The organism is Pseudomonas paraversuta, from assembly GCF_904063065.1.
Lineage (GTDB): Bacteria > Pseudomonadota > Gammaproteobacteria > Pseudomonadales > Pseudomonadaceae > Aquipseudomonas > Aquipseudomonas paraversuta.
Genome location: NZ_CAJFCL010000007.1, coordinates 201,672 through 220,814, shown reverse-complemented (window position 1 = coordinate 220,814; position 19,143 = coordinate 201,672). Strand labels below are relative to the sequence as shown.

Below are 19,143 nucleotides of genomic sequence, written 5' to 3'. Positions count from 1 at the left end.
TCAGGCCTGATGGATGCGCTGTTTGAACACTCGGGCAATGGCATGAATGCCGGGCTCATAGTGCTGCTCTTCAATCGCCGACAAGGCCAGGCTCAGGGCTTTTTCGGCAATCAGCCTGTGTTGCTGGCCCATGGCATTGACCGGCAATGGCAGGAAGTCCAGCAGTTGAGTGTCGCCAAAGGTGGCAAGACGCAACGGCGGACGCTGGCTCGGGTGCTCCAGCAGTGCATCAAACATCCCTTGCAGCAGAACGTATGAGGTCGTGATCAGCGCCTCGGGGAAGTGCCCCTGGCGAGCCAGCAGATCATCGATGATCCGGCGTCCGCATTCGCGGCTGAAGGCAGCACCATGCTCGATCAGGATTTCGCCGTCGAAATTTTCCAGGGCTTGCTTGAACCCCGCCGCCCGGGCCTGGCTGATACTCAGCTCGGGGCGTGCGCCGATCAATGCAATTTGCCGTGGCATCGGTTGTAACAAACTGCGGGTCAATTGCAGACTGGCTTCGCAGTCATCGCTGATGACCGAGCAAAAGCGCGAAGGCTCCAGGGTCCGGTCAATCGCAATGATCGGCATGCCCAAGTCTTGCAGTTGACGGTAGCTGTCATCGTCCGCAGGCAAGCAACTGGCGACGAACAGGGCGTCACAGCGGCGGGCGCGAAACAGTTTGAGCAACTGGCGCTCACTGTCCGGCGCATCGTCCGAGCTGGCGATAAGCAATTGATAGCCGCGGGCCCGGGCCCCTTGTTCCAGTTGCTTGGCCAGGCGCGCATAACTCGGGTTTTCGAGGTCCGGGAGGATAAAGCCCAGGGTGCGCGTGTGCCGGCTGCGCAGCCCTGCGGCTTGCGGGTTGGGGGTAAAACCATGCTCTTCGACCACCGCGCGGACACGCTCGACTGTGCTGCTGCTAATGCGCTGCTGTTCGGCCTTGCCATTGATGACGTAGCTGGCGGTGGTCACGGAAACACCTGCCAGTTGAGCGATATCACTGAGCTTCACGCCGGAAATTCCTTATTTTTTGTAGTACATGTCGACATTTTGGCCAATCCTAACCGATAAAGGCAGTCGATCTTCGTCTGCCTTGTCGGCATCTGGTTTTTTTGCAAGCCCGGCCGTTTTGCATTGATCAATACAACAAGTTGGGCTTCAAGCGCGGGCAATTATGCAGTAACGTGCCGGACATTCTTGATTAAACGTTTCAGCAAGCGTGTTTTATGGATCTTTACCCCGCAGAGCAATGTGCTTGCCACACATGACTCAGGCCTTCGGGGGGAGCTATCTACGCTGACTTAATTCAAAACAATACCTGGTGCCACGGAGCGCCGGAAAAGGAGAACGCATGCTCGAGCTCACCATAGAGCAGATTTCCATGGGCCAGACGGCTGTGGATAAGTCTGCGGCGCTGCATTTACTCGCCGATAAGCTGGTCGCCGATGGTTTGGTGGCCGAAGGTTATCTGAAAGGCTTGCAAGCGCGTGAGGCTCAGGGCTCGACCTTCTTGGGTCAGGGAATTGCCATTCCCCACGGCACTCCTGAAACCCGCGACCTGGTGTATGCCACGGGCGTGCGTTTATTGCAGTTTCCCGATGGAGTGGACTGGGGCGACGGTCAGATCGTGTATCTGGCGATCGGCATTGCGGCCAAGTCCGACGAGCATTTGCGCCTGCTGCAACTGCTGACCCGGGCTTTGGGCGAAACCGATCTGGGCCAGGCATTGCGTCGTGCCAGTTCCGCCGAAGCCTTGCTCAAATTGCTCCAGGGCGCGCCACAGGAACTGGCACTGGATGCGCAGATGATCGGCCTCGGTGTCTCCGCCGATGATTTCGAAGAACTGGTCTGGCGCGGTGCCCGCCTGCTGCGTCAGGCCGATTGTGTGAGCAACGGCTTTGCAGCGGTGTTACAACAGGTGGACGCATTGCCCCTGGGTGATGGTTTGTGGTGGCTGCACAGCGAGCAAACAGTCAAGCGCCCGGGCCTGGCTTTTGTGACCCCGGATAAGCCGATGCGCTATCTGGGCCAGCCACTGAGCGGGCTGTTCTGCCTGGCAAGCCTGGGAGAAGCCCACCAGGCATTGCTTGAACGCTTGTGTGCGCTGCTGATCGAAGGTCGCGGGCATGAACTGGGACGCGCCACCAGCAGTCGTGCAGTACTTGAAGTGCTGGGCGGCGAATTACCGGCTGACTGGCCGAGTGCCCGTATCACTCTGGCCAACGCCCACGGCTTGCACGCCCGTCCGGCGAAAATACTCGCGCAACTGGCGAAGAGCTTTGATGGCGAGATCCGTGTACGAATTGTTGACGGCCAGGAGTCGGCGGTATCGGCCAAGAGCCTGAGTAAATTGCTCAGCCTGGGCGCACGTCGCGGCCAGGTGCTGGAGTTTGTCGCCGAACCCGCAATTGCCGGTGATGCATTGCCGGCGATACTGGCCGCCATTGAAGAAGGCCTGGGCGAAGAAGTCGAGCCGCTGCCGCTGCTGGCCGAGTCAGCAGCACCCGTGGCCGACATCGCCACGCTGCTCACAGCCCCGGCTGACGGCAGCGTGATCCAGGCCATCGCCGCCGCGCCCGGAATTGCCATCGGCCCGGCACACATTCAAGTGCTGCAAATTATCGATTACCCGCTGCGTGGCGAATCAGCGGCGATTGAGCGTGAACGTCTGAAAAAAGCTTTGGCCGAGGTACGTCAGGACATTGAAGGCCTGATTCAGCGCAGCCAGTCCAAGGCCATTCGCGAGATTTTTATCACCCATCAGGAAATGCTCGATGACCCGGAGCTGACGGATGAGGTCGATACCCGGCTCAAGCACGGCGAAAGCGCCGAGGCCGCGTGGATGTCGGTCATCGAGGCGGCTGCACGTCAGCAAGAGTCGTTGCAGGATGCATTACTGGCCGAGCGCGCCGCGGATTTACGTGACATCGGGCGCCGTGTTCTGGCGCAGTTGTGTGGCGTGCAAACCCCGGCCGAACCTGATCAACCCTATGTACTGGTGATGGACGAAGTGGGCCCGTCCGACGTGGCGCGTCTTGATCCGGCACGGGTTGCAGGCATTTTGACGGCCCGTGGTGGCGCCACCGCGCACAGTGCGATTGTCGCCCGGGCCTTGGGAATTCCTGCATTGGTCGGAGCTGGCGAAGCGGTATTGCTGCTGGCGCCCGGCACTCAACTATTGATTGATGGCCAGCGTGGCCGCCTGCATGTCGCACCGGATGCCGACGCCCTGCAGCGCGCCACTTCTGAGCGTGACAGCCGCGAACAGCGCTTATTGGCTGCCTCCGAGCAACGTCATGAACCGGCCGTTACTGTGGATGGGCACGGGGTCGAAGTGTTTGCCAATATCGGCGAGAGCAAGGGTGTGGCCAACGCGGTCGAGCAGGGCGCCGAAGGTATAGGCCTGCTGCGCACCGAGCTGATTTTCATGGCCCACAGCCAGGCGCCGGACGAAGCCACCCAGGAAGCCGAGTACCGTCGGGTGCTCGATGGCCTGGACGGGCGGCCTCTGGTGGTACGCACCCTGGACGTGGGCGGCGACAAGCCGCTGCCGTACTGGCCGATCGAGAAAGAGGAAAACCCGTTTCTTGGAGTACGGGGTATTCGTCTCACCTTGCAACGTCCGCACATCATGGAAAGCCAGTTGCGGGCGCTGTTGCGCTCAGCGGATAACCGCCCGCTGCGCATCATGTTCCCGATGGTTGGCAGCGTGGCCGAATGGCGCGCCGCCCGTGACATGACCGAACGTCTGCGCCTGGAAATCCCGGTGGCTGACTTACAGCTGGGGATCATGATTGAAGTGCCGTCCGCCGCCTTGCTGGCCCCGGTGCTGGCCAAGGAAGTCGATTTTTTCAGCGTCGGCACCAACGACCTGACCCAGTACACCCTGGCCATCGACCGGGGCCACCCGACCCTGTCGGCACAGGCCGACGGTTTGCATCCGGCGGTGTTGCAATTGATCGACATCACCGTGCGTGCCGCCCATGCCCATGGCAAATGGGTCGGCGTATGCGGCGAGCTGGCGGCCGATCCGCTGGCGGTGCCGGTGCTGGTTGGCCTGGGGGTGGATGAGTTGAGTGTGTCTGCGCGCAGCATTCCCGAGGTCAAGGCGCGGGTTCGCGAATTGAGCATGGAGCGTCTCAAGACCCTGGCTACCCAGGCCTTGAGCGTCGGTAGCCCGGAAGAAGTCCGGGCCTTGGTGGAGGCGCTCTGATGGCCAGAATCCTGACCGTAACCCTTAACCCGGCCCTGGACCTGACCGTGCGCCTGTCCCATCTGCAACCGGGGCAAGTCCACCGCAGCCAGGCTTTGCTGAGCCATGCCGCGGGCAAGGGGGTGAATGTCGCACAGGTGCTGGCCGATCTGGGTCACAGCGTCACCGTTAGCGGTTTTCTCGGTGAAAACAATCAAGCGCCGTTCAACGCCTTGTTTGCCAGCCGCGGTTTTGTCGACGCCTTTATCCGCGTGCCCGGTGACACCCGCAGCAACATCAAGCTGGCTGAAGACGATGGCCGCGTAACCGACCTCAACGGGCCGGGGCCACAGGTCAGTGAGCTGGCGCAACAGGCCTTGCTCGACAAGCTCGATCAGATTGCCGCCAGCCATGACGCGGTGGTGGTGGCTGGCAGCTTGCCCCAAGGCATCAGCGCGCAGTGGTTGTGTGAATTGCTGCGACGTCTGAAGTCCCTTGGCCTGAAAGTGGTGCTGGACACCAGCGGCGAAGCCTTGAAGCAAGGTTTGAGTGCGGGCCCCTGGCTGATAAAACCCAACACCGAAGAACTCAGCGCCGCGCTGGGGCACGACATTGCCAGCCTTGAGGCGCAGACCGCGGCTGCCGCGCAATTGCAGGTCCGGGGCGTTGAGCATGTGGTGATTTCCCACGGTGCTGAAGGGGTGAACTGGTTCAACCCGGCATTTGCCTTACAGGCGCGGCCGCCCAAGGTTCGCGTCGCCAGCACCGTGGGTGCCGGCGATTCACTGCTGGCGGGCATGCTGCATGGCCTGCTCAGCGGCCACACCCCCGAGCAGACCTTGCGCACCGCCACCGCCATCGGGGCGCTGGCGGTCACTCAAATCGGTTTTGGCATCAGCGATGCGGTGCACCTGGCGACGCTTGAAAGCGGTGTCAGCCTTTGCCCCCTGACACAAGAATAAGAGGACTGCACATGAAATTAGCCATTGTCACGGGCTGCCCCAACGGCATGGTCACCAGCGTGCTGTGCGCCCGATTGCTGGACGCAGCGGCGCAACGTCAGGGGTGGAGCACCAGTGTCGAAGTGCATGACCCCAAGCATCCGGAACGCCAGCTGTCCCAGGCAACCATCGATCAAGCGCAATGGGTCCTGGTGGTCAGCAGCACGCCTCTGGACATGCAGCGCTTTGTTGGCAAACCCGTGTTCCAGAGCACCCCGGCCCAGGCCCTGCAAGATGTCGAAGCGATACTGCAGCGCGGCGCCCAGGAAGCCCGGGTGTATGTCGCTCCAGCAGTCTCTACCGAGGCTGAGAGCCCGCAGCACGGGCCGAAAATCGTCGCCATCACCGCCTGTCCGACCGGGGTGGCGCACACCTTTATGGCCGCCGAAGCATTGCAGCAGGCGGCCAAGCGTCTGGGCTACGAGCTGCAGGTCGAAACCCAGGGCTCGGTCGGTGCGCGCAATCCGCTGAGCCCGCAGGCCATCAGAGAAGCCGATGTGGTGCTGCTGGCGGCTGATATCGAAGTACCGACCGAGCGTTTTGCCGGCAAGAAGATTTACCGCTGTGGCACCGGCATCGCCCTCAAGCAAGCCGAAGCCACCCTGAACAAAGCCTTGAGCGAAGGCCGGGAAGAGACGGCAGCGGCTGATGGTTCAGCACCGGCCAAGCAAGAGAAAACCGGGGTCTACAAGCATTTGCTGACCGGCGTGTCGTTCATGTTGCCAATGGTGGTGGCGGGCGGCTTGCTGATTGCCCTGTCATTCGTGTTCGGGATCACGGCCTATAAAGAGCCCGGCACGCTGGCGGCGGCACTGATGCAGATCGGTGGCGATGCAGCGTTCAAACTGATGGTGCCATTGCTGGCGGGCTATATCGCCTACTCGATTGCCGATCGCCCGGGCCTGGCGCCGGGGATGATTGGCGGGCTGCTGGCCAGTACCCTGGGTGCCGGGTTTATCGGCGGGATCATTGCCGGGTTTATCGCCGGTTACTGCGCCAAGGCGATCAATCGCTATGCGCGATTGCCGCAAAGTCTGGAAGCGCTGAAGCCGATTCTGATCATCCCGTTGTTTGCCAGCCTGTTTACCGGCCTGGTGATGATCTATGTGGTCGGCAAGCCAGTGGCCGGCATGCTCGAAGGCCTTACCCACTTCCTCGACAGCATGGGCACCACCAACGCCATTTTGTTGGGCGTTCTACTGGGCGGCATGATGTGTGTCGACTTGGGCGGGCCGATCAACAAGGCGGCCTACGCGTTTTCGGTGGGGCTGCTGGCTTCGCAGAGTTACGCGCCGATGGCCGCCACCATGGCTGCCGGCATGGTGCCGCCGATCGGCCTGGGGATTGCGACCTTTATTGCCCGGCGCAAATTTGCCCAGACCGAACGCGAGGCGGGCAAAGCCGCGTTGGTGCTGGGACTGTGCTTTATCTCCGAAGGTGCGATTCCGTTCGCCGCCAAAGACCCGCTGCGGGTGATTCCGGCGAGCATTCTGGGGGGCGCCTTGACCGGTGCACTGTCGATGTACTTCGGCTGCAAGCTGATGGCACCGCACGGTGGCTTGTTCGTGCTACTGATCCCGAATGCGATCAACCATGCGCTGCTGTACTTGCTGGCGATTGTCGCCGGTAGCCTGGTGACGGCAGTGGTGTATGCCGTGATCAAACGTGCGGAACCGGCGGAAATGGCGCTGGAGACTGCCAAGGCCTGAGGCCTTGACTCAAACCGCCCGCGAGCCCTTGAACCGCTCGCGGGCAAGCCCGCTCCTGCAGGGGGGCGGGCATCGGTTCAATACACATCCCGCCGATAACGCCCTTGCTCGATCAGTGCTTGCAGCGCTGGCTCGCCCAGCAGGTCGATCAAGGCCTGATCCACACCCGCCGCCATCCCTTGCAGACTGCCGCAGATATAAATAGCGGCGCCGTCTGCCAGCCATCTGCGTATTTCATCAGCCGACTCGCGCAAGCGATCCTGTACATAAATCTTCTGTGCCTGATCCCGTGAAAACGCCAGATCCAGCCGCGCCAGATCACCACTGGCCAGCCAGCCCTGCAGTTCTTCGCGGCAGTGGAAGTCATGGGCGGCATTGCGTTCACCAAAGAACAGCCAGTTACGCTGCTGGCCCTTGGCAATGCGCGCTTTGAGCAGGCTGCGCAGCCCCGCCAGTCCGGTGCCATTGCCCAGCAAAATAAGCGGACAAGGTTCGGCGGGCAGATGGAAACCACTGTTGCGCCGTACCCTCAGGCTGATGGCAGAACCCACATTTGCGTGTTCCGTCAGCCAGCCCGAACCCAGGCCCAGGCTGCCATCGGCATGGCGCTCCTGACGCACGATCAATTGCAGCAGGCCATCTTCGGGGATCGAGGCAATGGAGTATTCACGCATGTGCAGCGGGATCAAGGCGTCGACCAATGCCTGTGCATGCATGCCCACCAGATGCCCGCGATTGTCCGGCAGCTGACGCCCGCCCAGGGCCTGGGCCAGGGTTTCTTGCAGACCATCGAGCTGTACCCGGGTGTCTGCCGACAGACCCAGACCTTGCAGGAAATGCTCAATCGCTGCCGGGGACTGCCGTGGCATGACTTCAACCAGATCACCTGCCTGCCATGAATCGCTGGCATGGGGGGCCTTGAGCCCCAGCAGGTAAACCCCGGAGCCGCTGCTGCCAGGGTTGAGCAGTTGGCGTTGTTCAAGGGTCCAGTTGTTGTAACCCGGTGCCTGCCAGTTGGCCGCCGGCGCAGTACCGGTCAGTTGACCGAGCTGTTGCTGCCAGTGCTGCAGCGCCTCGGGGTCGCCGCTGTCGACCTGGACCGGAGTGAACAATGATTGTGCGCCACGCTCGTTCAGCCATTGCTGAACCCGGGTCGCAAAGCCGCAGAAGTGCGGGTATTGGCGATCGCCCAGGGCCAGCAACGAATACTTGAGACTGCTCAGGGCCAAAGGCTGGTTCAGGACTTTGCGTTCAAAGCCACGGGCACTGTCGGGGGCTTCACCATCGCCAAAGGTACTGACGACAAACAGTGCATGGCTGGCCTGCTGCAAGTCCTGCTCGCTGAGCGCTGCCAGCGGTTGCACTCGTACTGCAAATCCGGCGGCCTGCAATTGTCCGGCGCTCTGCCAGGCCAGTTGTTCGGCCAGACCGCTCTGGCTGGCAAAGCCGATCAACCAGGGCGATGCATCGCTGTGCGCCGTGGACAAACCCTGGCGCGCCTGTTTGATCTGACGCTTTTTACGGCGCCGGTCCAGGTACAGCAACCAGCCGGTAATAAAGAACAACGGCATGCTGAGGCTGGCGATGGTCACCAGGATGCGCCCGGGAAGGCCCCAGTAACTGCCCACGTGAAGCGCGTAAATGCTGGTCAGCAATTGCGCCTTGTAGCTTTTGTCTGCGTAGCGCTGGTGTTGTTTGATTACGCCAGTGACCGGGTCGAGCACGATCTGATTGAAGGCCCGCTCATGGGGCGAGTCGCTGCGCAGATAAAAAACCGTGGCCGGCTGCCCGGCCACCGGTGGCATCCGCACGTTGTACAGGCTCAGTTGCGGCCCTGCAGCCTGCTGGATAGTGGCCCAGATGGCATCGTAATCGGCTACAGGGGCCGGCCCCGCAGGGCCGGGCTGACCGCGACCGCCTTTGCGCTGCTGGCTGTTGGGGCTGTCCGAAAACAGTTTTTGCAGGCCTTTGTTGTACCACTCGTAGGACCACGACAAGCCGGTCAGGGCGGCCAGCAGGTAAAAAATCATGCACCAGGTACCCGCCACGGAATGCAGGTCCCAGTTGAAGCTGCGGCCTTTTTTTGCCCAGTCCAGGGTCAGCCAGGCACGCCAGTTCAGTGCCTGGCGCGGCCAGCGCAGGTAGAGGCCCGAGAGGCAGAAGAAAATCAGCATCAGGGTGCAGGCACCGGTGATCTGGCGACCGGTTTGGCCCATGGCCAGAAAGCGGTGCAGTTGCAGCATCAGATCGAAGAAGCCCTGGCCGCTGGCGTCGCCCTGATAGGTGCCGGTGTAAGGGTCGACATAGCGCAGTTGACCGCGGCGCTCCCCCGGCGGCGGGGTGAAGAAAATCCGTGCGGCACTGTCGCTGTCCACCCCGACCCAGAGCATGGACACCTGTTTGCCTTCAGTGGCCTCGACCCGGCGTACCAGTTCGGCGGGCGCCAGGGTGCCGCTGTCGAGTTTCTCGACCTTGAGCACCGAGGGGTTGAGCAAGTTCAGCAGTTCGTCCTGGAACGACACCGTCGCGCCGGTAATCCCCATGAGGGCCAGGACCAGCCCTGCGGTGATCCCGAAAAACCAGTGCAGCTGAAAAAGGGTTTTCTTAAACACGACGACCGCCTTGCTCGCTCAATTGAATGCTTCACGGCGCAGTTTGCCGTGCAGGTTGTTTACACACAAAAGCCCCGACCATCGTTGGACAGGGCTTTGCGCTAAAGCTGTGGCATCTCTGTGTGGGCGGCTGGCTTGCCAGCGATTGCAGCTGCGCGGTTTAACGGTAAAACCGTATCGCTTGCATCGCTGGCAAGCCAGCTCCCACCAGTGATCATTACCAGGTTGGCATCAGAAATGAACGCTGGTGGTCAACAAGGCTGTACGGCCCGCCGCCTGGTTGGCGAAGTGGGTCGAAAAGGCTTTGTCGTAGTAAGTCTTGTCGGTCAGGTTCTGTACGTTCAGTTGCAGATCAACGTTTTTGGTCAGCTTGTAGCTGGCCATTGCGTCGTAGCGGGTGTAAGCCGGAACGTAAGTCGAGTTGGCGACGTTACCGAATACTTCATCCACGTAGAACGCACCGCCGCCGATGGTCAGCTTGGGTGTGATCGCATAAGTGGTCCACAGGCTGGCGCTGTTTTTCGGGGTGTTGGGCAGCTGGTTGCCATCGGTAGCCTTGTTCAAAGGGCCGCCATCGCGCTGCTTGCCGTCCAGATAGGTGTAGCCCGCAAACACTTGCCATTGCTCGGTGATTTTACCGGAGGCAGACAGTTCGATGCCGTCGACGCGGGTTTTGCCGGCGTTCTCGTAGGTGTCAGCGTCTGTCTGGACCCGGGTGTTCTCTTTTTCGGTGCGGAAGATGGCTGCCGTCAGAGACAGGCGGTCGTTGAACACATCCCACTTGGTACCGAGTTCATAGTTGGTGGTTTCTTCCGGTTCCATGTCGCTGGCCAGAATCTTGCCGGTGCGATCCGGAGTACCGCTCAACGGGTTGGTTTCATTGCTGTCCAGCATCGAGCCCGGCGGGGTGGCCGAGGTGGCGTAAGACACGTAGACGCTGCCGTTAGGCTGGACTTTCCACACCAGGCCGAGCTGGCCGGAGAAGAAGTCACTGGTGTCAGATCCCTTGTAAGTGGTCGCTCCGGCGGCCGTGTACGATTTGTACTTGGTCTCGAAGTGGTCGTAACGCAGACCCATGTTCAGCAGCCACTCAGGTGACAGTTCCAGCGTGTCCATCGCATAAATAGCGCGTGTGGTGTTGGCGCTGTCAGTACCGGCATAGTTGCGTGCGATCGAGCCGTTCCATGGATCATTGGCATTCGGGTTGCCCAGGGATGTGCAGTTCCAGTCGCTTGGGGCGCCGATCATGCCCGGAGTGCAGTTAGTGCCGCCAGCGGTACCCGGGGTGGTGCTGGTATTAACGGTATAGGACGACTTGCTGCTGGTCTCGCGGCTGAGTTCGATACCGGTGGAGTAGCTGTTTTTGAAGCCGGCGATATATACGTCACCAAACAGATCGGTCTGGTTGGTGGTGGTGGCGGTGTTGCTCACGCGGGTGTTGGCCCGGCGCCAGACGCTGCCGTTGTTGACGTTGCCTTTACTGTCGTCCGGCTGGGTCAGGATGTAATCCTGCAGGGTGTTGCCGTGGCGCAGGGTGTTCTTGACGTGCAGGTCTTCGCTGAAGTCGTGTTCAAACGAAAAAGTAGTGATATCGGCGCGGGTTTTGCGGAAATCACGATCTTTCAGGCCGTAGAAATTGCTGCTGTCACCGCCGTCGTTCGGCTTGTCCGGGCTGTCTGCGGTATGGGTTTTGCCCACCGAGAAACCGTAAGGAATACCCGAATCCGGCAGGTCGTTACTTTCCATGTGGTAGTAATCGACGTTGACCCGGGTATCGGTGCCCAGGCCAAACGCCAGGGAAGGAGCAATACCCCAGCGGTCGTAATTGACATTGTCGCGACCGGCCACATTGCTTTCGTGGCTCATCAGGTTCAGACGACCGGCAACGGTATCGCTGAACTGATAGTTACCGTCCAGGGTATAGCGTTGGGTCTGGTCCGAGCCCCAGGTGTAGCCGCCATCAAACGAATTACCCAGATGGGCTTTTTTGCTGACCATGTTGATGGTGCCGCCGGCTGCACCGCGACCGCCGAAGGCCGAGTTCGGGCCTTTGGCGACTTCAATCGATTCTACGGCGAAAATCTCGCGGGTCTGGGCGCCGGTATCGCGTACGCCGTCCAGATAGGTGTCGCCCTGGGCGTCAAAGCCGCGAATGAACGGCCGGTCGCCTTGCGGGTTACCGCCTTCACCTGCGCCGAAGGTAATGCCTGGAACGGTGCGCAATGCGTCTTGCAGGGAAGTTGCGGCCGTATCCTTGATCAGTTGTTGCGGGATCACGGTGATCGAGCGGGGCGTATCAATCAGGGGCGCGGTGTACTTCGGGGAGTCGGCTTTTTCAATCTGGTAGGACTGCTCGTTCTGCTCGCCTGAAACCGTGGTCGCGCCAAGGGAAATACTGTTGCCCTGTGCTTTGCTGTCCGTGCTTTCGGCAGCCTGAGCCATATGGGCTGCAGAGGTCGCGGTAATCGCGACACCGATAGCCGAAGCCAGTAAACGCGGTGAGCTGACAGGTATTTTTATAAGTTGGCGCGACATGTGAAGATCCCTTGCCCCAGAATTTGAGCCGCGAAATATAGTGCAAACAATTCCTTGTATCAATTGAGATCAATTACTATTAGCCTAAATTTACAATCTTTACAATTTCCCTTTACGGTTTTTTCACACTCATTCGTCTCCGGTGTCCTAACAGGGTTTTACACGAACAATAAGAATCAATACCATTGCCGTCCCTTCGCTAACTGGTATCGCGCCATGCTGTTGCATATTCCCGGCTTGTTTTCCCGTGAAGAGGTGCAGCGCATTCGTGAGGCGCTGGAGCAGACCGAGTGGGCTGACGGCAAAATCACCGCCGGCTTTCAGTCCGCCAGGGCCAAGCACAACCTGCAGTTGCCTGAAGGGCACCCGTTGGCGAAGGAAATTGGCGCGGCAATGATTGACCGGCTGTGGCAAACCCCGTTGTTCATGTCGGCTGCCTTGCCGCACAAAGTCTTCCCGCCGCTGGTCAATTGCTACACCGGCGGTGGCAGTTTCGATTTTCATATCGACAACGCCGTGCGCCAGCCCAAGGGCAGTCCCGAGCGGGTGCGGACTGACTTGTCGGCCACCCTGTTTTTCAGCGACCCCGATGACTATGACGGTGGCGAGCTGGTGATTCAGGACACCTACGGTGTGCAGCAGGTCAAATTGCCTGCTGGCGACATGGTCCTGTACCCCGGTACCAGCCTGCACAAGGTCAATGCGGTCACCCGTGGCGCACGCTATGCCTCGTTCTTCTGGACCCAAAGCCTGGTGCGTGAAGACAGCCAGCGCACCTTGCTGTTTGAAATGGATAACGCCATTCAGCAGCTGACCCGCGACGTACCCGATCACCCCTCGTTGATCCGGCTCACGGGCACTTATCACAACCTGTTGCGGCGCTGGGTTGAGGTTTAGGGATGCCATTTCAACTGCGTCGTGAAGAAGTACTCGACGGTGAGCAGCTCAAAGCCATGCTCGCTGAAAACCCGGCGCGGGCAGCGCAGGCGATTTTGCTCGCGGCCCGCCAGGGCATCGTCGACGGTCAGGCCTTGCTGGGGCAGATTCTGCTGGACGGGCAGGGGATTGAGCGCGACCCGGCTCTGGCCAGACGCTGGTTTCAGATTGCCGCCAATGCTGATCACCTGATGGCGCGCAACATGTTGGGGCGCTGCTGGGAACTGGGCTGGGGCGGGCCTGTGGACTGGACCCTGGCCAGCCTGGAGTATCGTCAGGCGGCTGAAGCCGGGCTGGACTGGGCGATGTACAACTACGCCAACTTGCTGGCCACCGGGCGCGGCGTGGCTGAAGACCAGATCACAGCTCAGTTTTATTACCGTCGGGCGGCGCAGTTGGGGCACGCCAAATCCATGAACTTGCTGGGGCGTTATCTGGAGGAGGGTGTGCATTGCCCTGCCGATCAAGAGGCAGCATGCCTGTGGTACCGGCGCTCGGCTGAAGCGGGGGACTTTCGTGGGCAGTTCAGCCACGCCTCGGTGCTGGCCGAGTCGGGGGAAATCGATCAGGCGTTGATCTGGTTTGAGCGCGCGTTGGCGGGGGGCAATCTTAAATTTCTCAAGGTCGCGGCCCTGACCTTATTGAATGCCGGGCACCCGCAAATCCGGGCATTGGCCACGGCTTACCAGCAGCGGGCAGCCGAGATTCTGTAGGCGCGAGCTCGCGCCTACAGGCTGCGGGCATAAAAAAACCCATGACAGGTCATGGGTTTTTTTAGGGGCTGCGTTTACAGGTAGAAGGATTTCAGCGGCGGAAAGCCATTGAATTCAACTGCGCTGTAGCTGGTGGTGTAAGCACCGGTGGACAGCCAGTACAGGCGGTCACCGATCGCCAGGTTCAGCGGCAGGCCGTATTTGTAGTTTTCATACATGATGTCGGCGCTGTCGCAGGTCGGGCCGGCGATGACCACTTCTTCCATCTCGCCTTTCTTCTCAGTCCAGATCGGAAACTTGATGGCTTCGTCCATGGTTTCGATCAGGCCCGAGAATTTGCCCACATCGGTGTAAACCCAGCGCTCGACAGCGGTACGGGATTTACGCGCAACCAGCACCACTTCACTGACCAGGATCCCGGCGTTGGCAATCAGCGAACGGCCAGGTTCAAGGATGATTTCCGGCAGTTCGTCACCGAAGTCTTCCTTGAGGAAACGGATGATCTCTTCAGCGTAGGTTTCCAGGCTGTTGGTGCGGGTGATGTAGTTGGCCGGGAAGCCGCCGCCCATGTTGATCAGCTTGAGAACAATGCCGTCTTCTTCCTTGAGGCGCTCGAAGATCACTTTGACCTTGGCAATCGCCGCGTCCCACACGCTGATGTCCCGTTGCTGCGAGCCCACGTGGAACGAAATGCCGTAAGGCACCAGGCCCAGATCGCGGGCAAGGATCAGCAGATCCATGGCCATATCGGTCTGGCAGCCGAATTTGCGCGACAGTGGCCAGTCAGCTGTAGTCGAGCCTTCGGTGAGGATGCGCACGTAGATTTTCGAACCCGGGGCGGCCTTGGCGATGTTGCGCAGGTCAGCTTCGGAGTCGGTGGAAAACAGGCGCACGCCCTTCTCGTAGAAGTAGCGGATGTCCTTGGACTTCTTGATGGTGTTGCCGTAGCTGATGCGATCCGGGGAAACGCCCCGATCCATCACTTTGTCCAGTTCATAGATCGACGCGATGTCGAAGCTTGAGCCCTTGTCGCGCAGCAGGTCGATGATTTCGACTGCCGGGTTGGCCTTGACCGCGTAGTACACCTTGGCGAACTCGAAACCTGCGCGCAGGTCATCGTAAGCCTTGCTGATCATGGCGGTGTCGATCACCACGAACGGGGTTTCCTGGGTGTCGGCAAAAGCCTTCATTTTGTTGAAGGTTTCGCGCGCGTAATAGTCTTCGACCTGAATCGACATGAGGAGGGACTCCAAGTGGCAAACGTCATAGATAAATGGGTGCAACTGAACATCCTCCGTATCCCCACTTTGGTTCGCCTACTTCCCAAGGCATGTCCGCCGAAAGCAAAAAAGGTAAATGGACCTTGCTGTCTCGTCGTCAGTACTTGAGCCGGATGGATCGTTTCCAGCATGGATGTTCGGCGCGAACTTTAGGGCGTGATTGCCCTTTGATCAACTAAAAATGTCGCGTATTTGCACGAATTCGTCGGGGGTTCAATTTCGGCTATTTAAGTAACCGACCTTGATGACAGTGTGATGTTCCCGCAGAAGGGGATTTGAAGGGGAGCGATGAGTTGTGCCCTGCTGCGCGAGCCTGGCTTGCCAGCGATGGCATCTGCACGGTCTGTCAGTAAAACCGCGTAGTTTGCATCGCCGCCAAGCCAGGCTCCCGCAGGATCGGTTATCTAGGCAGTGGCCATATCAGCCGGTGAAACAATGCTGGTCTTGGCCCCGCGGGAGCGGCCGGAGCTCAAGTAGGCAGCGATGGATTCCTGGGTCACTTCACCGAGGAATACCCGTTCGGCATCCATTACCGGCAACCATGAGCGGTTGAACTCGTACATGCGCGACAGCAGGATGCGCAAGTGTTCGTCGGAGGCTGCAGTGGCGGTGAACTCGCGCAGGTACTGGCCGCAAGTGCCGGTCTGGCGATGCAGGTCGCGACGGCGCACATAGCCCAGGGCCTTGTTGTCGGCACAGGTGACGACGACGTAGCGACGGTCCAGTTCGTCCATCAGTTCCAGTGCTTCGGCCACCGGTGTCTCCGGGCTGACCGACGGCGCGTTGTCGGCCGCGTCTTCAGCCTTGACCAGCAACAGGCGCTTGAGGGTGCTGTCCTGACCGACAAAGTTGCTGACAAAGTCGTCGGCCGGGTGGGCGAGCAGAGTGTCCGGGTGATCCATCTGCAGCAGCTTGCCGCCGCGGAAGATGGCGATTTTGTCGCCCAGCTTGATCGCTTCGTCAATGTCGTGGCTGACCATGATCACGGTCTTGTTCAGCGCGCGCTGCATCTCGAAGAATTCGTTCTGGATCATTTCACGGTTGATCGGGTCGACCGCGCCGAACGGCTCATCCATTAATAGCAGCGGTGCGTCGGCGGCCAGGGCGCGAATCACGCCGATGCGCTGTTGCTGGCCACCCGACAGTTCACGGGGGTAGCGGGTCAGGTACTGCTTGGGCTCAAGCTTGATCATGCTCATCAGTTCGCGGGCACGGTCATGGCACTTTTGCTTGTCCCAGCCCAGCAGGCGCGGAACGATGGTGATGTTCTCCTCGATGGTCATGTTGGGGAACAGACCGATCTGCTGGATCACATAACCGATATTGCGGCGCAGGGTGACCGGGTCGAGGTCGGTGGTGTCTTCGCCGTTGATCAGGATCTTGCCGGAGGTTGGCTTGATCAGGCGGTTGATCATTTTCAGCGTGGTGCTTTTACCGCAACCCGAAGGCCCGAGGAACACGCAGATTTCGCCTTCGTTGACGGTCAGGCTTACCGAGTCCACGGCTTTTACATCTTTGCCGTTGCTTTGGAAGGTCTTGCTGAGGTTTTGAAGTTCGATCATTTGAGTAATCCTTTTGGAGTCAGCGTGCGTTGCAGCCATTGCAAAAGCAGGTCGGCGAAGATGGCCAGAAGACTGACCAGTACCGCGCCGACGATCAGCATCGACATGTCGCTACGGCTGATTGCAGCAAGAATAAGTACACCCAGACCGCCGGCACCGATGGTGGCAGCAATCGTCATTACACCAATGTTCATCACCACGGCGGTGCGCACACCGGCCAGGATCACCGGTACCGCGATCGGCAGTTCAACCATGCGCAGGCGCTGGGCGAAGGTCATGCCGATACCGCGGGCGGCTTCACGTATGCCCGGTTCCACGCCGGTCAGGGCAAGGAAGGTGTTACGCATTATCGGCAGCAATGAGTACAGGAACACGGCGGTGATGGCGGGCATCGGGCCCAGGCCCTGGCCGAACTTGGAATAGAACGGCAGCAGCAGGCCGAACAGGGCAATCGAGGGGATGGTCAGCAACACGGTGGCGCTGGCCTGCATGGGGCCGGCCAGTGACGGGAAGCGCGTCATCAGTACGCCCAGCGGTACGCCAACCACAATGGCCAGGGTCACGGCGATCCCGACCAGAGCAATGTGTTGCAGGGTCAGGTGCATGACCTGATTCCAGTCCATGTTGGAAAAGGCGTTTAGAAATTCCATGTCTTTTCCTCCGGGTCAGTTAGCTAAAAGCTGTGGGTGCTGGCGCAGGAAGTCTGCGGCCACCTTGGACGGGCTTTCGTGGTCGACGTCGACCCGGGCGTTGATTTGGCGCATGGTTTCGTCGTCAAACAGATCCGCCAGTGGCTTGAGCAGGTCAGCCAGATCCGGGTGCTGGTCCAGGTAGGCTTTGCGTACTACGGGAGCGGCGGTGTAATCCGGGAAGTAATGCTTGTCGTCGTCGAGCAACTTGAGGTTGAAAGCGCTCAGGCGACCGTCAGTGGTGTAGACCAGCCCTGCAAACACCTGGCCGTTTTTCAGCGAGGTATAGACCAGGCCAGCGTCCATTTGCCGGATGTTTTTGCGGGTCAGGTCCATGTCATACAGCTCGGCCATGCCGATCAACCCGTCGGAGCGATTGGCGAACTCGGTATCCAGTGAGACCAGGGCGCCTTTATTCGCCGGGTCGCGCAGGGCCTTGTTCAGATCGCTGATGCTGTTGATTTCCGGGTGTTCCTTGGCCACGTTTTCTGGCAGCGCCAGGGCATAGGTGTTGCTGAACTTGGACGGGTGCAGCCAGACCAGGCCTTTTTTACCGTCGAGCTCTTTGACCCGCTCGAAGGATTGCTCGCTGTCGAGTTTTTCGGTCACGTGGTTGTAGGCCACCAGTGACACGCCGGTGTATTCCCAGATCAGGTCCAGCTGCCCGGACTCCTGGGCGCTGCGCGCCAGGCTGCTGCCCAGCCCGCCGGTTACCTGAGCGTTGTAGCCCTTGCTCTTGAGGTATTGCGAGGTGATTTCAGCGAGCAGGGTTTGCTCGGTAAAAACCCGCGCCCCAATCCGGACCAGGGGTTTTTCTGCGGCCTGGGCAATTCCTGCGAACAGCAGGATGCAGCCTAAAAACAAGCTTAATTTTTTCATGCGTATTCCTTTGCTCAGCCAGACCTTATGCAGGTCGTAGACCGCGTTCCAGCCAGCGGCGGCTGATGAAGATCACCAGGCCGTCGAGCAGCAATGCCAGCAGCGCGGTACAGGCTGCGCCGAGGATGAGTTGCGGCTGATTATTGAGGGCGATACCAGGGAAAATCAGGCTGCCCAGGCTGTTGGCGCCAATCAGGAACGCCAGGGGGGCGGTGCCGACGTTGATCGCCAGTGCGACCCGTACGCCACCCATGATGATGGGTACGGCGTTGGGCATTTCGACTCGCCACAGCACTTGGCGCGGGGTCATGCCGATGCCGACGGCGGCTTCTTTGAGTGAACCCTGAACGTTTTTCAGGCCTTCATAGGTGTTGCGCACGATGGGCAGCAACGAGGCGAGAAACAGGGCGAAGATGGCAGGGCCGCTACCGATCCCCAGAAAGCCAAGCGCAATGGCCAGTACGGCCAGCGGTGGCACGGTGTTGCCGATGTTGAAGACTTGCATGAAGCGTTCCGCACGTCCGGCCATACTTGGTCGGCTGAGGAAAATGCCCGCGGGGATCCCTACAAGGAGGGCGGCAAACATTGAAACGAGTACGAGGTACAGATGGGCTTGCAGGTAGAACAACAGATCATCTTGATAGTGTTCGATAGTGCTGATGCCGATCCAGTGGACCAACAGGGCCAGGAGTGCGAGAACAATCACACCTCCTATAAGCCCTTTTCCATAGCGATTAGCCACAGGCGGACTCCTTTTTTTTCTTGGTCGGCGAACACATTGTCGTGTGGCAATGCCATTCCTGGCTGCCGACGATGAGTTCGCGAAGAGCAACGGGTGGGGGGCGAAAATGCGCCGCCATCACCTGTCATTAGCGCAGCCTCGTCAGGCTAACTTGCTGATATTTCAGCACCTGACGGTTTGTCGTATCAGGAGAGTGGACGCCTCCACTGCACAAAAGGTTCACATTTTTTACGGCAGATTGCCACCCTTGTCCGACGAGCCATGGCACCAACGGTGGCTGCATGGGCCTAATTTGAGCTATAATCCGC

13 protein-coding genes are annotated in these 19,143 nt (G+C 59.8%); 5 read left to right on the top strand and 8 right to left on the bottom strand.

Annotated elements, in window-relative coordinates:
* The gene (cra, locus tag JQ845_RS15995; RefSeq protein ID WP_010655559.1) at window positions 1-996 is read right to left on the bottom strand and encodes a catabolite repressor/activator; all 996 of its coding nucleotides are present in this window, start codon (window positions 994-996) and stop codon (window positions 1-3) included.
* Between the two features lie 340 nt (window positions 997-1,336).
* On the opposite strand from cra, the gene ptsP reads away from it, so the two are divergent.
* Genes ptsP through JQ845_RS15980 form a run of 3 tightly spaced genes read left to right on the top strand, consistent with a single transcriptional unit; the run spans window position 1,337 to window position 6,887 of the window.
* Complete coding sequence (ptsP, locus tag JQ845_RS15990; RefSeq protein WP_203009250.1) at window positions 1,337-4,198, top strand: phosphoenolpyruvate--protein phosphotransferase; 2,862 nt, start codon at window positions 1,337-1,339, stop codon at window positions 4,196-4,198.
* Window positions 4,198-5,139, top strand: a complete 942-nt coding sequence (gene pfkB, locus JQ845_RS15985; RefSeq protein WP_203009249.1) for a 1-phosphofructokinase — start codon at window positions 4,198-4,200, stop codon at window positions 5,137-5,139. Before ptsP ends, pfkB begins: the two co-directional genes overlap by 1 nt.
* Before the next feature lie 11 nt (window positions 5,140-5,150).
* A complete protein-coding gene (locus JQ845_RS15980) occupies window positions 5,151-6,887 on the top strand; it encodes a PTS fructose-like transporter subunit IIB (protein ID WP_010655562.1) in 1,737 nt (578 codons plus the stop codon).
* 77 nt (window positions 6,888-6,964) lie between these two features.
* Here JQ845_RS15980 and JQ845_RS15975 read toward each other — a convergent pair whose 3' ends face one another.
* The gene (locus tag JQ845_RS15975) at window positions 6,965-9,499 is read right to left on the bottom strand and encodes a PepSY domain-containing protein (protein WP_203009248.1); all 2,535 of its coding nucleotides are present in this window, start codon (window positions 9,497-9,499) and stop codon (window positions 6,965-6,967) included.
* 231 nt (window positions 9,500-9,730) lie between these two features.
* Window positions 9,731-12,034 carry a TonB-dependent receptor gene (locus JQ845_RS15970; RefSeq protein ID WP_127196786.1) on the bottom strand — a complete coding sequence of 768 codons (2,304 nt, stop codon included), beginning with the start codon at window positions 12,032-12,034 and terminating at the stop codon, window positions 9,731-9,733.
* A 216-nt stretch (window positions 12,035-12,250) separates the two neighbouring features.
* On the opposite strand from JQ845_RS15970, the gene JQ845_RS15965 reads away from it, so the two are divergent.
* Together JQ845_RS15965 and JQ845_RS15960 are read left to right on the top strand one after the other, a co-directional pair.
* Entirely contained in the window at window positions 12,251-12,931 is a 681-nt protein-coding gene (locus JQ845_RS15965) for a Fe2+-dependent dioxygenase (RefSeq protein ID WP_003443806.1), read from the top strand.
* 2 nt (window positions 12,932-12,933) lie between these two features.
* Window positions 12,934-13,683 carry a tetratricopeptide repeat protein gene (locus JQ845_RS15960; RefSeq protein WP_003443804.1) on the top strand — a complete coding sequence of 250 codons (750 nt, stop codon included), beginning with the start codon at window positions 12,934-12,936 and terminating at the stop codon, window positions 13,681-13,683.
* 74 nt (window positions 13,684-13,757) lie between these two features.
* Here the strand turns inward: JQ845_RS15960 and JQ845_RS15955 are convergent, their stop codons facing one another.
* From JQ845_RS15955 to JQ845_RS15935, 5 genes are all read right to left on the bottom strand, one after another.
* The gene (locus JQ845_RS15955) at window positions 13,758-14,921 is read right to left on the bottom strand and encodes a type III PLP-dependent enzyme (RefSeq protein WP_003443803.1); all 1,164 of its coding nucleotides are present in this window, start codon (window positions 14,919-14,921) and stop codon (window positions 13,758-13,760) included.
* A 446-nt stretch (window positions 14,922-15,367) separates the two neighbouring features.
* Complete coding sequence (locus JQ845_RS15950; RefSeq protein WP_003443800.1) at window positions 15,368-16,525, bottom strand: osmoprotectant ABC transporter ATP-binding protein OsmV; 1,158 nt, start codon at window positions 16,523-16,525, stop codon at window positions 15,368-15,370.
* Complete coding sequence (locus JQ845_RS15945; RefSeq protein ID WP_003443798.1) at window positions 16,522-17,175, bottom strand: ABC transporter permease; 654 nt, start codon at window positions 17,173-17,175, stop codon at window positions 16,522-16,524. The genes JQ845_RS15950 and JQ845_RS15945 overlap by 4 nt, the downstream gene beginning before the upstream one ends.
* A 15-nt stretch (window positions 17,176-17,190) precedes the next feature.
* Complete coding sequence (locus tag JQ845_RS15940; protein ID WP_203009247.1) at window positions 17,191-18,093, bottom strand: glycine betaine ABC transporter substrate-binding protein; 903 nt, start codon at window positions 18,091-18,093, stop codon at window positions 17,191-17,193.
* A 25-nt stretch (window positions 18,094-18,118) separates the two neighbouring features.
* A complete protein-coding gene (locus tag JQ845_RS15935) occupies window positions 18,119-18,835 on the bottom strand; it encodes an ABC transporter permease (RefSeq protein ID WP_029612199.1) in 717 nt (238 codons plus the stop codon).
* Window positions 18,836-19,143 lie beyond the last annotated feature (308 nt).

What these genes read in the sequence shown, in the direction of transcription:
- ptsP (WP_203009250.1), top strand. Translation starts at nt 1,337, where the DNA reads ATGCTCGAGCTCACCATAGAGCAGATTTCCATGGGCCAGACGGCTGTG.
- pfkB (WP_203009249.1), top strand. Translation starts at nt 4,198, where the DNA reads ATGGCCAGAATCCTGACCGTAACCCTTAACCCGGCCCTGGACCTGACC.
- JQ845_RS15980 (WP_010655562.1), top strand. Translation starts at nt 5,151, where the DNA reads ATGAAATTAGCCATTGTCACGGGCTGCCCCAACGGCATGGTCACCAGC.
- JQ845_RS15970 (WP_127196786.1), bottom strand. Translation starts at nt 12,034, where the DNA reads ATGTCGCGCCAACTTATAAAAATACCTGTCAGCTCACCGCGTTTACTG.
- JQ845_RS15965 (WP_003443806.1), top strand. Translation starts at nt 12,251, where the DNA reads ATGCTGTTGCATATTCCCGGCTTGTTTTCCCGTGAAGAGGTGCAGCGC.
- JQ845_RS15960 (WP_003443804.1), top strand. Translation starts at nt 12,934, where the DNA reads ATGCCATTTCAACTGCGTCGTGAAGAAGTACTCGACGGTGAGCAGCTC.
- JQ845_RS15955 (WP_003443803.1), bottom strand. Translation starts at nt 14,921, where the DNA reads ATGTCGATTCAGGTCGAAGACTATTACGCGCGCGAAACCTTCAACAAA.
- JQ845_RS15950 (WP_003443800.1), bottom strand. Translation starts at nt 16,525, where the DNA reads ATGATCGAACTTCAAAACCTCAGCAAGACCTTCCAAAGCAACGGCAAA.
- JQ845_RS15945 (WP_003443798.1), bottom strand. Translation starts at nt 17,175, where the DNA reads ATGGAATTTCTAAACGCCTTTTCCAACATGGACTGGAATCAGGTCATG.
- JQ845_RS15940 (WP_203009247.1), bottom strand. Translation starts at nt 18,093, where the DNA reads ATGAAAAAATTAAGCTTGTTTTTAGGCTGCATCCTGCTGTTCGCAGGA.